General features: G+C 33.6%; 11 protein-coding genes. 6 read left to right on the forward strand and 5 right to left on the reverse strand.

Features of this window, described 5'->3' with window-relative positions; translation table 11 throughout:
* Window positions 1–5: 5 nt before the first annotated feature.
* Window positions 6–704 (reverse strand): DNA repair protein RadC, encoded by a 699-nt coding sequence (gene radC / locus ATE84_RS23265; RefSeq protein WP_101450197.1) that lies wholly within the window; start codon window positions 702–704, stop codon window positions 6–8.
* A gap of 230 nt (window positions 705–934) precedes the next feature.
* Between radC and ATE84_RS23270 the strand changes: the two genes are divergently transcribed.
* A complete protein-coding gene (locus ATE84_RS23270; protein ID WP_101450198.1) occupies window positions 935–1,378 on the forward strand; it encodes a hypothetical protein in 444 nt (147 codons plus the stop codon).
* 348 nt (window positions 1,379–1,726) lie between these two features.
* On the opposite strand, the gene murC is transcribed toward ATE84_RS23270, so the two are convergent.
* On the reverse strand, window positions 1,727–3,085 hold the full coding sequence (gene murC, locus ATE84_RS23275) for a UDP-N-acetylmuramate--L-alanine ligase (protein WP_101450199.1): 1,359 nt from the start codon (window positions 3,083–3,085) through the stop codon (window positions 1,727–1,729).
* Between the two features lie 392 nt (window positions 3,086–3,477).
* Between murC and ATE84_RS23280 the strand changes: the two genes are divergently transcribed.
* The gene (locus tag ATE84_RS23280; protein ID WP_233195882.1) at window positions 3,478–9,513 is read left to right on the forward strand and encodes an alpha-2-macroglobulin; all 6,036 of its coding nucleotides are present in this window, start codon (window positions 3,478–3,480) and stop codon (window positions 9,511–9,513) included.
* Between the two features lie 88 nt (window positions 9,514–9,601).
* Complete coding sequence (locus ATE84_RS23285; RefSeq protein ID WP_101450201.1) at window positions 9,602–10,261, forward strand: TIGR02117 family protein; 660 nt, start codon at window positions 9,602–9,604, stop codon at window positions 10,259–10,261.
* A 63-nt stretch (window positions 10,262–10,324) separates the two neighbouring features.
* Here ATE84_RS23285 and ATE84_RS23290 read toward each other — a convergent pair whose 3' ends face one another.
* Complete coding sequence (locus tag ATE84_RS23290; protein WP_101450202.1) at window positions 10,325–10,927, reverse strand: fasciclin domain-containing protein; 603 nt, start codon at window positions 10,925–10,927, stop codon at window positions 10,325–10,327.
* Window positions 10,928–11,241: 314 nt separating this feature from the next.
* Between ATE84_RS23290 and ATE84_RS23295 the strand changes: the two genes are divergently transcribed.
* The 3 genes from ATE84_RS23295 (at window position 11,242) to ATE84_RS23305 (ending at window position 13,064) form a co-directional block, all read left to right on the forward strand.
* Window positions 11,242–11,694 carry a carboxymuconolactone decarboxylase family protein gene (locus ATE84_RS23295; RefSeq protein ID WP_101450203.1) on the forward strand — a complete coding sequence of 151 codons (453 nt, stop codon included), beginning with the start codon at window positions 11,242–11,244 and terminating at the stop codon, window positions 11,692–11,694.
* 16 nt (window positions 11,695–11,710) lie between these two features.
* Window positions 11,711–12,136: a DoxX family protein gene (locus ATE84_RS23300; RefSeq protein ID WP_101450204.1), complete on the forward strand. Its 426-nt coding sequence runs from the start codon at window positions 11,711–11,713 to the stop codon at window positions 12,134–12,136.
* A gap of 103 nt (window positions 12,137–12,239) precedes the next feature.
* On the forward strand, window positions 12,240–13,064 hold the full coding sequence (locus ATE84_RS23305; protein WP_101450205.1) for a hypothetical protein: 825 nt from the start codon (window positions 12,240–12,242) through the stop codon (window positions 13,062–13,064).
* 187 nt (window positions 13,065–13,251) lie between these two features.
* Here the strand turns inward: ATE84_RS23305 and obgE are convergent, their stop codons facing one another.
* Entirely contained in the window at window positions 13,252–14,250 is a 999-nt protein-coding gene (obgE, locus tag ATE84_RS23310) for a GTPase ObgE (RefSeq protein WP_101450206.1), read from the reverse strand.
* 86 nt (window positions 14,251–14,336) lie between these two features.
* A complete protein-coding gene (locus tag ATE84_RS23315; protein ID WP_101450207.1) occupies window positions 14,337–15,443 on the reverse strand; it encodes an adenylate kinase in 1,107 nt (368 codons plus the stop codon).
* Window positions 15,444–15,473 lie beyond the last annotated feature (30 nt).

Below are 15,473 nucleotides of genomic sequence, written 5' to 3' on the forward strand. Positions count from 1 at the left end.
CACTTCTATAATATGGATTCATCTGCAAAGCTAAAATAGTTTTTTTCTGTAACAACAAGATGATCTAGTAGATTGATATCCAAAGTTACCCCTGCCTGTTTTAGTTTTTGGGTCAACATTTTGTCTGACTGACTAGGTGTTAATGTTCCGCTAGGGTGATTATGCCCAATTATTATTCCTGTAGCTCCATATTCTAATGCTGATCTAAAAACGATCCGGGCATCCACCAAAGTTCCTGTTTTTCCTCCAACACTTATTTGCTTTTTCTGGAGTACTTTGTTTGCATTATTCAAAAACAACACCCAAAACTCTTCATGTTCAAGGTCTCCAATGATAGGTTGAAAAAGATAAAATGCATCTTTACTGCAAGTAATTTTTGGCACGACTGGTACGCTTTCTTCTCTTCTTCTTCTTCCTAATTCTAAACCAGCAACAATGGTTATAGCTTTAGCCTCACCAATACCCTTAAAACTCATCAATTGTTTCACTGATAATCTCCCTAACATATTAATTTCATGATCTACACTAGCCAAAATACGTTTACTTAATGCAACGGCACTTTCTTCACGATTACCCGAACTAATTAGTATTGCAATCAGCTCTGCATCTGTTAGTGTTTGTTTCCCTTTAGCGATTAATTTTTCTCTTGGACGATCATTTTCACTCCATTCCTTGATAGAAAATGAAGAATTTAATTTACTCATATTACAACTTTAACAATTAAAAATAGTCTGTAAATCCTACCTGTAAGTATAAACTATTTATCTCAATTACAACAACTTATTCCTGAATTAATATCATCATATTAACACTTCATTTATTGCCTTTCTATATTATTTTACCGTATATATTTGTTTGAAAATGAAAGTTTTACTATATTTGGTCACCCTTAATCCAAAAATGAATATTTTAACACCTTCAAATTAACCTATTTATGAAGAATATTTTTACTTTCGTTTTACTTCTTGCAACTTTAAGTTTCTATGGGCAGGATAAGAAGATTTCGTTTCTTAACTTAGTAGGAAATAACATACAAGTTCCAGAAGGATGCCAAGCGCAATCAGAATATGAGCTACAAGCTTGTGACGGAACATCCATAAAATGGGATTATTATAATGACGACATGTTATCTGCAGTTTTTGATGCCACAATAAGTGCTTTTGCAGAAAGTAATAATTCAAAATCAGAAGTAACTTTTACTTCTTTTGGTGCTCAATTGAAAGGATACAAATTCAAAATGGGTACTACTTTCCAGTATTTCTTGAAAGGAACAATCAAAGATCAACCATTAATGATTAATTTGGGAACCCCAAAAGATATTGCAAATAATGATGATCTAGATGGGTTTTTAAGTCTATTCTTTGATGAGGTAAGTTAAAATAAAACATATACATATATACATAAAGGCTAATCAGATGATTAGCCTTTATTTTTTGGTGCAAAAATGATATTTAGAGTACACATCATTTAAAAAACTTGATATGAAACCTCTCTTCGATCCAACTGTATGTAGTGAAATAGAAAATCGCACAAACAAACTATCTATTACCAGTAATGCTGTCTGGGGAAAATGAATGTTTCACAAATGATTTATCACTGCCAATTTCCATAAAAAATTACTTTAAAAAAAGACCTCCCTGAGCTTAAACCCAATATGTTGGTGAAATTATTCTTCAAAAAATCTATGTATAATGATAAACAATGGAGAAAAAATCTACCAACACATTCAGTTTTCAATCCAATGTTTCACCTCGTCAAAATCTAATCCTCCATAATTACCACTACTCATAAGTAATAGTGCCGAATTAGCCAGGTCTTTCTGCTTTAAGTATTGCTGAAAACTCTCTGGTTCTGTATAAATAATGAGATCATTGCGATTAAAAGCTTTTGCTATTTGAGAAGCAGTAACTTCTTCTAACTGCTTTATCTTTACTGCGTGAGGAGAGTAAAACACTACGGCTTCATCTGCAGCATCTAAAGCTCCTTCATACTCTTTCAAAAATGAAGCATCCAGACTACTATAGGTGTGTAACTCGAGGCAAGCCACCACATTTCTATTTTGATACTGCTCTTTTACCGCTTTTGTGGTTGCGCTTACTTTAGATGGACTATGAGCAAAATCTTTATATGCCACGGCATTATCACTTTCTGCAATCTTTTCTAATCGTTTTGATGCTCCTTTAAAAGAAGCAATAGCTTCATAAAAATCATCCTCATCTATCCCCATATGTTGACAAATCCATTTAGCTCCAGCAAGATTATTTAAATTATGGGCGCCAAATATTTCAATAGGCATTTCTCCTTCGGGAGTATGTAATAACGTTTTCCCATCTTCTACGCTATATTCTGGAGTGACATATTCGAATTTTCGAATAGGGTTTTCTGTTAATTCTGCTAGTTTTTTCACCTCAGGATCTTCTTCATTATACACCAATGCACCTCCATTGACAATAGAATTCATAAAAATTCTAAACTGATCAATATAAGTCTCAAAAGTTGGAAACACATTGATATGATCCCAGGCAATTCCACTTACCAAGGCAATATTAGGGTGGTATAAATGAAATTTTGGTCTGCGATCAATCGGTGAAGACAAATATTCATCTCCTTCTAAAACAATAAAATCATTCTCTTCTGTGAGATGTACCATAGTATCAAAGCCTTCTAATTGCGCCCCTACCATATAATCCACCTTTTTATCATGATAATGCAACACATGCAAAATCATAGAAGTAATCGTTGTTTTACCATGTGATCCCCCTATTACTACCCGGGTTTTATTTTTAGATTGTTCGTACAAAAATTCTGGATACGAATATATTTTCAACCCTAATTCCTGAGCCTTAACAAGTTCTTTATTATCTTTTTTGGCATGCATCCCTAAGATAATTGCGTCAAGATCAGTAGTTATTTTCTCTGGAAACCAACCAAATTCAGCAGGTAATAATTCATACCGTTCTAATCTTGATTTTGAAGGCTCAAAAATAGTATCATCGCTTCCTGTGATTTGATATCCTTTTTGATGTAATGCTATGGCCAGGTTATGCATCGCACTACCTCCAATAGCTATAAAATGTACACGCATAGTAAACTCTTAAATAAGAGAGTAAAGATACAATTAACAATTAGCTAATAAAATAATGAGGTGGTGAAAAATAATTTCAACTCTTATTATTTTCCTCATTAGATTATAGGGTTTCCTAAACAAAACAGTGATTTCCCTCATTTATCATTTTATCAGATTTCTTTTAGCCTTTTCTTAGCTGTCAATTAAATTCTAACAAATTTTGATTTATAAACAACAAAATTGTTATGACTCATTTCAAATACGTAGTTTTATAACGCTATTTACAAAATATGAGCGTTACTATATAAAATGGTATAACACTTGTGTTTATGTTTATTTCACAATCTAAAATATATACGATGAAAAAGCACATCATCCTTATTATAATCTGCATATCAAATTTATATGTCATGAAAGGCCAAAATAACTACCAAGATGATTGGAAAAAAGTTGAAACTTTTAACCAGAAAGGATTGCCAAAATCTGCTTTAGAAGTAGTTGAAGCTATATATAACAATGCTAAAAAAGAAAACAATGACAATCAGGTAATCAAAGCATTACTTCACAAAGCAAAATACATGTTTACCCTAGAAGAAAATGCACAGCTTACCATCATCAAAGACTTAAAAAGCGAGATTAATGATAGCAAATTTCCAAAAAAGAATATTCTGGAAAGCATTCTTGCTAATTTATACTGGCAGTATTTTCAACAAAATCGATGGAAATTTTATAACAGGACTCAGACTTCAGAAAAAGTTGATACCGAAGATTTTAGAACCTGGGATCTGGAAACATTATTTAAAGAAGTCCACTCACATTATCAAAAATCAATTAAAAACGGGGTATTAGCACAGCAAACAAATCTTAACAAGTTTGATCAAATCTTACATACCTATTCTGATTCTAAAAAATATCGCCCTACACTGTATGATTTTTTAGTTCACAATGCTTTGGATTTCTATAAAACCTCTGAAACCAATATCACCAAACCTTCGTATGCTTTTACAATAGATGACAAAAAACACTTACAGGAACACACTGTCTTTTCATCTTTAAAAATAGAAACCAAAGATTCATTATCATTACAATTTAATGCTTTAAAATTATTTCAGAATTTAATAAAATTTCATGCAAGAGACAAAACACCAGATGCTTTAATTGAAGTAAATATAGAACGCATAAAATTTGTATCAGAAAATGCTGTTTTTGGAGATAAAAAGACCATTTTACTCGACTGTTTACGATCAGAAAAAAAGAAATTTGCTACCCATAGCGCTTCGGCTTTATATGATTATGAAATTGCAAATTTATATAAAGAATATGCTACTACTTATATTCCAGAAGAAAACGAAACACATCGCTGGAAATTAAAGGAAGCCTTAGAAATATGTGATGCTACAATTAAAAAGTTCCCCGATTCTAGAGGAGCCAATCAATGTAAAGCACTAAAAAGTGAAATACTTCAAACCGAATTAAACATCAAAACCGAGAAATATGTTCCTATACAAAAACCGGGCAGATTACTAATCACATATAAAAATCTGAATAAGCTACATTTTAATGCTTTTAAAATCACCTCTAAGCAATTAAAAAACTTAAATAAATTATATAAAACTGAGGATCAGATCAAATTCTTGAGCTCTTTAAAGTCAGTAAAAACTTGGGAATCAGAAATTCGCGATGAACATGACTATCAAACTCATACTACCGAAGTATTGTTGCCAGAACTAGAACAAGACTCATATCTTATTTTAGCAACTATTTCCAAAGATCTTTCTCAAAAAAATATGTTTTCTTACGGAAATACCCAAGTTAGTAATCTGGCATTAACAGAAAACAGAACTCCGCAAAAATCAATCTTTCAGGTTTTAAACCGTAATAATGGTACTCCCATCTCCAATGCCAAAATACATCTGAAAACTGATAATCAAAGAGGGTATGGTAATAAATTAGACAAAACCTTAATTACCGATGCAAAAGGTCAGGCTTATTTAACAGTGAATACATACCACTATGATGTTAGTATTACTGTTTCGCATGAGAAAGATGTAGCCAGGTTTGAGGGATACTATCTAAACCAATCTTACAAACCCGATCATAGTACAGAAACCAATACTACTACTTTTCTATTCACAGATCGAAGTATTTACAGGCCAGGACAAACTGTATATTTTAAAGGGATCATGATGTCTTCTGATGGCAAAGAAGAATTTAAAGTATTACCTAATCAATCTACTTTTGCAACACTAAAAGATGTAAACGGACAGGATATAAAAACCTTAAATTTCAGAACTAATGATTATGGATCTTTTAGCGGTGAATTTATCGTTCCTGCTTCTGGACTTACTGGGGTATATACTATACAAACTAATAACTTCAATAGTACTTCATTTTCTGTTGAAGAATATAAACGACCCAAATTTGAAACTAAATTTAATCCAGTTACAGAGACGTATAAAGTTAACGATGAAATAAAACTTACTGGAGTTGCAACAGCTTATGCCGGTAGTTCAATTACTGATGCCAAAGTAGTCTATAGAGTACACCGTAAAGTGCAATATCCTCGCTGGTGCTATTGGTATCCACGATATACAGTAGAACCTCAAGAAATTACCCACGGAGAGACCGTTACCGATGAAAAAGGAGAATACACTATTAGTTTTAAGGCACTCCCTGATCTTGGAGTATCCAAAGAGGATTTACCGATCTTTAATTATGAAGTTACTGCAGGTGTAATTGATATTAATGGAGAAACACGAAGCACTACAACACTAGTTAATGTAGGGTATCATGCATTGACTGCAGGCATTACAATCAAAGATAAGATTGATAAAACACAAAAGGACAACACACTCACTATAACAACAATTAACCTTAATAATGAGTCTGTCGAGGCAGCAGGAACGATTAAAATTTATAAACTGAATGCTCCTAAAAGACCTATGCGAATTCGCCCATGGAAAGCACCAGATTATGAAGGTTTCAAAAAAGAAGAATTCGTAACATTATTTCCTCATGATGCTTTTAAAAACGAACATGATTATCGAAAATGGGATAAGGGGAATTTGGTATTCGACAAACCTTTTAACACTTCTGCAACAAAAGAGAATGAAAAAGGAACGCAACAACTTTCTTTAGGTACTATCAAAAAATGGGAATCTGGTAAATATATTATCGAATTAAATACCAAGGATCGATTCGGTCAGGATGTAAAGGACATACAGCACATCACACTATACAATCAGGAAGACAAAAATATTAGTGACCAGCAATTGTTTGAAATTACCACAAATAAATCGACATATAAGATTGGTGATGAAGCGATTGTAAAGTTCAGTTCTGCTTCAGAAGACATAACAATTACCGTTGATATTGAGAAGGATCATAAAATTATTGAGACAAAACTTATTAAACTCTCCAAAAATAGTAAGACTATCAAAATTCCGGTTACAAAAGAAGACCTAGGGGGATTCTCCATTGGATATAGTTATCTAAACTATAACGGATATCAGAGTGGAGCAATGATAATCCCAGTACCTTATGAACCTACCGAACTTAGTATAGAAACCAAAACCTTTAGAGACAAATTACTTCCTGGTCAACAAGAAACCTGGAGTTTTACAATCAAAGGTCCCAAAGGAGATAAGGTTAGTGCAGAACTACTAGCTAGTATGTATGATGCTTCTTTAGATCAGTTCAGACCTCATCAATGGTATTTTAACCCTATCAATCGACCTACATATTACACACAGAGTAAAAGGCATGCTGCGCAGAGTTTTGGAGTACTTACATTTAGATTAGAAAATCATAGTGGTCCAACGTATTATTATAGCAGTCAAGCATACGATCAATTAAATTGGTATGGCTTATATTTTGGGCAACAATATTTTGGAAACGGATATAGAAATAAGGACATTATGGAAAGTGGTGTTCCTGCTCCAATGATGAAAAAGTCGGCTGTTACCGATGAAGTTGCAATGGAAGAAGCAGAATTTAATGATGATAAGGCTGCCGGAGTTGCTGGTGATATTGCCGAGAAAGATAAAGAAGAAAGTAAGGCAACAAAACCAAAAGAACAGCAATCTCTTGAAGGTGTCAAAATTCGGAAAAACCTGCAGGAAACTGCTTTTTTCTTTCCGCAGTTAACAACCGATGCAGATGGTAATGTGAGTTTTAATTTCACTGCTCCCGAAGCATTAACAAAATGGAAATTACAGCTGCTATCACATACCAAAGGTCTAAATGCTGCAACAACGACTTTAGAAACAGTAACTCAAAAAGAATTAATGATTCTTCCTAATCCGCCCAGGTTCTTACGAGAAGGTGACAGGATTGTACTAAGCTCTAAAATATCAAACCTTGCTACCAAAGACCTTAACGGTATTGTAGAGCTACAGCTATTTGATGCTTTAACCAATAAAGTGATAGATGCAAAGCTTAAAAACAATAATGCTCGTCAAAATTTTATGGTAAAAGCCAAAGGAAATACTAATGTATCCTGGGAGCTTCAAATCCCTGATGATGTGCAGACTGTACAATACAAAATTATAGCCAAAGCAGGAGATTTTTCTGATGGAGAACAAAATATACTTCCGGTATTAAGTAATAGAATGTTGGTTACCGAGACATTACCTATGTGGATTCGTTCTAACCAAACAAAAACATTTACGTTAGATAAATTAAAGGATAACACCTCTAGCACATTAAAACATCATAAGCTTACTCTAGAGATGACTTCTAATCCAGCTTGGTATGCTGTACAGGCCCTACCCTACCTTATGGAGTATCCATATGAATGCGCAGAGCAAACATTCTCTAGATATTATGCAAACACTTTAGCTAGCCATATTGCTAATTCTAACCCTAGAATCCAGGAAGTATTTAATCAATGGAAATCCAGCGATGCACTACTTAGCAACCTTGAAAAAAACCAAGAGTTAAAATCTCTGATGATTCAGGAAACACCTTGGTTGCGTGATGCGCAAAGCGAAACAGAACAAAAGAAACGAATCGCTTTATTGTTTGATCTTAATAAAATGAATAATGAACTACAATCTGCATTAAACAAATTAAAACAAATGCAGTATGGTTCTGGTGGGTTCCCTTGGTTTCAAGGAGGACGAGAAAATAGGTTCATCACACAACATATTACTACAGGGTTCGGACATTTAAAAAAATTAGGGGTTACGAAGTATGATGGAGATACCTCAAATATGCTACAAAATGCAGTTCGTTTTCTCGATGCAGAGTTTGTAAAAGAATATAAGGAACTTAAACGATATTGTGAAAAAAACAAGATTGATATCAATAAAAATCATTTAAGCTATACTCAGATTCATTATTTGTATATGCGTAGTTTCTTTACAAATATCAAAAGGCCAAAAAGTACTAATGAGGCTTGGAACTACTACCTGGGGCAATCTAAAAAATATTGGCTAAGTCAAAGTCTATATGCCCAAGGTATGCTAGCCTTAATAACACACAGAAATGATGATAGCACAACAGCTAAAAAAATCATAAGATCACTAGATGAAAAAAGTATATCTAGTGAAGAATTAGGCATGTATTGGAAATCAAATACAGCAAGCTGGTTCTGGTATCAGGCTCCAATTGAAACTCAATCGCTAATGATTGAAGTCTTCTCTGAAATAGAAGTAGAACCTAAACGAACTGAAATTGTTGATAATCTGAAAATCTGGTTACTTAAAAACAAACAGACCAATCGCTGGAAAACTACTAAAGCTACTTCTGATGCAGTATATGCATTATTACTGCAAGGGAGTGATTGGTTATCAGTAACAGACATGGTAGACATCGTATTAGGAGATCAAAAAATCGATCCAGGTAAAATGGAAGATGTTAAGGTCGAAGCTGGAACAGGATATTTTAAAACCTCTTGGAATGGTAATGAAATAAAACCTAATATGGCAACTGCCAAAATCTCTAAAAAAGGGAAAGGTATTGCCTGGGGAGCTTTATACTGGCAATATTTTGAAGAGTTAGACAAAATCACTTCGGCAGAAACACCACTATCTTTAAAGAAAAAATTATTCTTAAAAAAGAATACAGATACCGGTGAAGAAATTACAGAGATTACTTCAAAAACCAAACTAGAATTAGGCGACCTAATAAGGGTACGTATCGAATTAAGATCTGATCGTGCAATGGAGTTTGTTCATATGAAAGATATGCGAGCATCTGGCCTGGAACCAATTAATGTAATCTCACAATATAAATGGCAAGATGGTTTAGGATACTATGAAAGTACAAAAGATGCTTCTACTAACTTTTTCTTTGATTATTTACCTAAAGGAGTATATGTTTTTGAATATGACCTTCGTGTAAATAATAAAGGAGATTTTTCTAATGGCATCACTACCATACAGAGTATGTATGCTCCAGAGTTTTCTAGTCATTCTGAAGGAATTAGAGTAACTATCGAATAGCATAATAAATTTCTTTTAATTATTTTAGTCTTCTCCGATCATGTTAGGTGTTTTCGGAGAAGACTAACTAATATCCAGATTTTACCGTATGAGATTACTCAAAAAGATATTAAAATATATTGGGGTTATTTTAATATTTCCAATATCATATCTTATTGCATCCTTAATACTAACTTATATACCGGTAAATGAAAAAAAAGATAGTAAAGAAAAAAACCACACTATCTACCTGAGTTCTAATGGAGTTCATTTGGAAATTATCATTGCCAAAAATGACTTAAATATTATTCTTTTAAATGATCAATTGGATGCTCCTCAGGCACAATATTTCTCATTTGGTTGGGGCGATAAAAACTTTTATATTGAGACTCCGTTATGGGCTGATCTTACTTTTGTTAATGGATTTCAAGCTTTATTTCTTAATACTTCAACCTTATTACATGTTACCAGGCATTCTTCTGTCCAGGAGGATTGGGTAGCTTTACATATTAATCAAGAACAACTCAAAAAGATAAATCAATATATCTCTACTACTTTTAGACTAAATGCTGAAAATAAAAAGATTGTATTACCTGGTTTAGGATATTACAAAAATGATGATTTTTACGAGGCAATAGGAAGTTACACATGCTTTAATACATGTAATAGCTGGGTAAACACAGGATTAAAACAAAGTGATATAAAAGCATGTTTATGGACACCTTTTGATTTTGGGTTACTTGATATGCATAAAGATCAATCCAGATAAATAAAAAAGACCTGCCTGGTTAATACCAACAGGTCTAGAAATATAATATGATAAAGCTATGATTTATTTCTTAGGCATCATTACCGCATCTATAGTATGAATCAATCCATTAGATGCTTTAACATCAGTAGTAACCAAGTTACCTCCATTACCCATTTGATCTATAAGGAACACTCTATCTCCTTTCATTGTTGCAGTTAACAATGCTCCTCCTATAGTTTTTAACTTAACACTACCATTCCCTTCTTTAATTGCAATGGCAATATCTTCTTCTGTTATGACATTAGGAATAATATGGCAATTTAAAATAGTTTTTAACTGCTCCATATTTTCTGGTTTTAATAATCTCTCTACAGTCCCTGGTCGTAATTTATCAAAAGCTAAGTTTACCGGAGCAAATATCGTGTAGGAGCCTTCGTTACCTAATGATTTTGTTAATTCGGTAGCTTTAATAGCCGATGTGAGCGTAGAAAACCCTTTATCCATAGAAGCGAATTCAAGTATAGTTGGTAATTTTTCTTCAACTATTTTTGACTGTGTAGTAGTTTGCGCTATCAACTTATCGCTTTGCCCCTGTATAGTATTGCCATTTTTTGAGTCATTACATGCAACAGTTAACAATAAACTAAATAAGGCAAAAACTGGTAATACATTTCTAATTTTCATTGTAAAGATTTTTCGTTTTTTTGTTTGTATAGGGAACGGGATAAAGATGTTTTCCTTTGATAAACTTCGGTTAAATAAATCTTAAAAAAATACTAAATTCATTATTCAACAATTTTAAAAAATAAAAAACATCTCCATATAATTATTCTATAAAGGTAATAGGGGTAACAAAATTATGAGCGTTAACTTATTATTCGTAAAGTTTCTTCTAGTATTCGTTTTTTAGCCATAACCATAATGAATTTCTTAATCTAGATTATTTTTTTAGTCATCTTATATATTGAATTTTGTCATGAGTAATTAAAATCAAAAACATGAAAGCAGACAGAATCAATATCAGTGAGGTCAATCCAAACGCTTACAAGCCTATTTTGGCACTTTATAATGACATTAAAAAAAGTTCATTAACCGATTTAGAATTTTTATTGATAGAAATTAGAGCGTCACAAATTAATGGCTGTGCTTATTGTGTTCAAATGCATATTGAGGAAGCCATTAACCAAGGAGAAAAACAATATCGTATACATGCCTTACCGTATTGGAAAGAATCCCCTTTCTTTACAGAAGAAGAGCAGATCATCCTCGAAGTAACAGAAGAGGTTACCCATATTTCTGTAGATGGACTAAGCGATGAATTGTATCAAAAAGCCATTCACCTATTTGGGGAAGAAAAAGTGGCCGATATTATTATGGCTGTTTGTTGTATTAATGTATGGAATAGAATAGGAAGAGCCACTTTAATGACTCCCAAACCTTCTCAAAAATAATTAAATTTTTATATCAATGAAGATTATCTATATCAAGCTTTTTCTAAGGGCGAGCATTGCTTTAGGGTTTTTATCCGCAGTAGCGGACAGATTTGGGTGGTGGCCTAAAGAAAATTCTGCCTGGGGTAACTGGGAGAGTTTTATTGAATACACCAAAGTTATTAACTCATGGGCATCTGATGGTATGGCTAATATTCTTGGTGTAACTGCCACAATAGCAGAAGTTGTATTTGCTTTATTCTTGATTATTGGTTTTAAAACATCGTTTTTCGCAAAACTAAGTGGGATATTACTATTACTTTTTGGGCTTGCAATGACATTTACTATTGGCATTAAAGCTCCTCTTGATTATTCTGTCTTTTCTGCAGCAGCAGCATGTTTTGGACTTAGTTTGATCAAAGAAAAATATCTAGAAATAGATATCTTACTAAACAAAAAGTAGAACTCACACATTAATGGGGTTAGAAAGTAAAATCAGGTATAAACCCTCTTTTACATCACTATCGTAATATGTATTTTTAAGTAACACAAAAAAACAATATATTATGAGTCTAATTAATTCTATTCAACGCCCTCCTGTGCCTTCGGGAGCACTTGCGCCAACTACTAATGCTCTTTTAGAATTCGAAGGGTATTGGTGGTGGACCAATTATCCATTTGGAATATCTGGAACCGGTTATTGGTTTAACAATCAACAATGGGATCCCAGACTGGCAACTGTAGATAGTGATGGTCTACATCTTAAAATGCAAAAAACCACACTTCCAAATGGTGCACCCAACGAATGGTCATCTATAGAAGTAGTACTATGGGGAGACACTGCAAACAACCCAAACGCTCCAGGCACTATCCCTAACCGATCATATCCTGGATATGGAACTTATCTTGTAGCTGCAACCACTTCCGGTTCTTTTAATTCTATAGCAAATAATTGTTGCTTTGGCGTTTTTACCTACCAATTTGAAAGTGATCCGGGGCAAACCAATTCTCATAGAGAGCTGGATATGTTAGAGTGCAGTCGATGGGGTAATTTACCTGATCCTACCAATGCGCAATTTACATTGCAGCCTTGGGAACCTAAGGGTAATGTACACCGTATCACGCTAAAGGATAAAGGAGATATAACCATAGTTATGGATTGGCCAGATGAATCTACTCCTGTTACATATTCTATTTACTATGGCATTCATGACTTAAATTCCTTGCCTAGCACACCAGATATTACTTGGACCACTTCTAATAAACAAAATACTTATATTCCTAATGAAGGCCACCAAACAATACATTTTAACTTATGGAGGCAACCACAATCAGTTAACCCATCTGAAGATCAAGAGGTAATTATTAAGAAATTTCAGTATAAAAAGTAACGGAATCTTTCTTAATTTAGATCACAGTGAATATTTTATAAGAATAACATAATTATCTAACTGATAAGTATTCTGATTCTACGATTCGACTTTTCCTTAATTGTAATAAATCAAATAGGAAAACTTCCTTTTAAGAATCAGAATATTTTCTGTGCAGAAGTTAAATTAAAATTAAGAAATCAAAGTTTCAATCATTCAGCATTTGCCAAAGTTTATCTTTTAGTTCCTGCAATCCTTGTTGTGCTACCGAAGAAATAAACAAGTAAGGAACATTGAGTTGCTGATCTAACTCCACCTTCAATTCTTCTTGTAACTCATTATCCAACATATCAGATTTTGATATTGCTATAAGTCGTTCTTTATCTAATAAATCAGGATTGTAACGCCTTAGTTCATCTAAAAGGATTTCATATTGTTCTTTGATATCAGGAGCGTCTGCCGGAACCAAAAACAACAAGGTAGAATTACGTTCGATATGGCGTAAAAAGCGATGACCTATGCCTTTACCTTCTGCTGCCCCTTCTATAATACCAGGAATATCAGCCATTACAAAGGTTTGAAAATCTCTATATTCTACAATACCAAGGTTTGGTTTAAGTGTAGTAAACTCATAATCGGCTATTTTCGGTTTTGCCGCAGTAATAACAGATAGTAAAGTAGATTTCCCTGCATTAGGAAATCCTACCAAACCAACATCTGCCAACACTTTGAGTTCTAGAGTAATATCATGTTCTTGCCCTTCTACACCCGGTTGAGCATAGCGAGGGGTTTGGTTTGTTGGGCTTTTAAAATGCCAGTTACCTCTACCTCCCATACCGCCTTCGGCAGCAATATACTCCTGCCCTAATTCGGTAATTTCTTTAATGATATTTTGGGTCTCGGTATCTCGAATCACTGTTCCCAGGGGTACATCTACATAAACATCTTCTCCATCAGCTCCTGTACTTCTACTTTTACTACCATGTCCTCCGTGATCAGCTCTTAAATGACGTTTAAATTTAAGGTGATGTAATGTCCACATATTAGGGTTTGCACGAATAATAACATGGCCTCCACGACCTCCATCACCACCATCGGGGCCTCCTTTGGTAATGTATTTCTCACGATGTAAGTGTACAGATCCTTTCCCCCCGTTCCCGGAAGTTATGTGTAATTTTACATAATCTACAAAATTCCCTTCTGTCATAATTCGTTTCCTATATCAACCTAATAAAAATCAGGAATACCTCTATTTTACATTTATTATACTGGATCAGACTCAGCTTTCACAAATTAAAGTTTGTCTATAACGCTACTCAATCTCTCAGTAATCTCATCAATACCACCTACTCCATCTACCCCAAAATACTTATCTTGTTTTTGGTAATAATTCTTTAAGATGGCTGTTTCATCATAATATACTTTAATACGATTACGTATCACTTTTTCATCTGCATCATCGGGTCGTCCTGATGTTTTTCCTCTTTCGAGTAATCGTTGTACCAATACCTCATCATCTACCTCTAGAGCAACCATTGCACTAACCTTTGCACCTTTTGATTCTAGTAATTTAGCTAGTGAATCTGCCTGGGCTTCAGTTCTGGGAAATCCATCAAAAATAAAGCCTTTAGCTTCTGAATTTTTATCAACTTCGGCATTAAGCATATTAATTGTAACCTCATCAGGCACCAATTGACCTTTATCAATATATGATTTTGCCAAAGTACCTAACTCTGTTGCATTTTTTATGTTGTATCTAAATACATCTCCTGTGGAGATATGTACAAGATCATATTTTTGTTTTAAAACTTCTGCCTGTGTTCCTTTTCCCGCTCCTGGAGGTCCGAATAACACCAAATTTGTCATGTTGTTTGGTTTTAATTGATAAACTTCTGTAAGATTACGCCCTAATCCATTATAATCAAGTCCGTATCCTACAATAAATCGGTTTGGGATCTCCATCCCAATATAATTTATATTAATTTCTTTAGTATATGCCTCAGGTTTATAAAATAGAGTAGCAATTTTGTATCCTAAACACCCTTTTTCTACTAACATTTCTGTCAATACTTCTATTGTATTACCGGTATCTACAATATCTTCTAGAATCACTACTGTTCTGCCTGGCACTTCTTCACCTAACCCAACTAATTCTTTAACCTTGTGTGTAGTTTCTGTTCCTTGATACGAAGCTAATTTCACAAAACTAATTTCACAATCATAATCAAACCGTTTCAAAACTTCTGACGCAAACATAAAAGCACCATTTAACACACCTAAAAACAAAGGGTTTTTATCCGCCAGATCTTGATTTAATCCAGCAGACACTTTGTCTATAGCAGTTTCTATTTCTTCCTCGTTAATAAAAGGAATAAACTGTAAATCGTGTAGTTTTACCATTCTATTTTATACTTGTTCTGGTTTGATTTT

The sequence above is a fragment of the Aquimarina sp. MAR_2010_214 genome, from assembly GCF_002846555.1.
Taxonomy (GTDB): Bacteria; Bacteroidota; Bacteroidia; order Flavobacteriales; family Flavobacteriaceae; genus Aquimarina.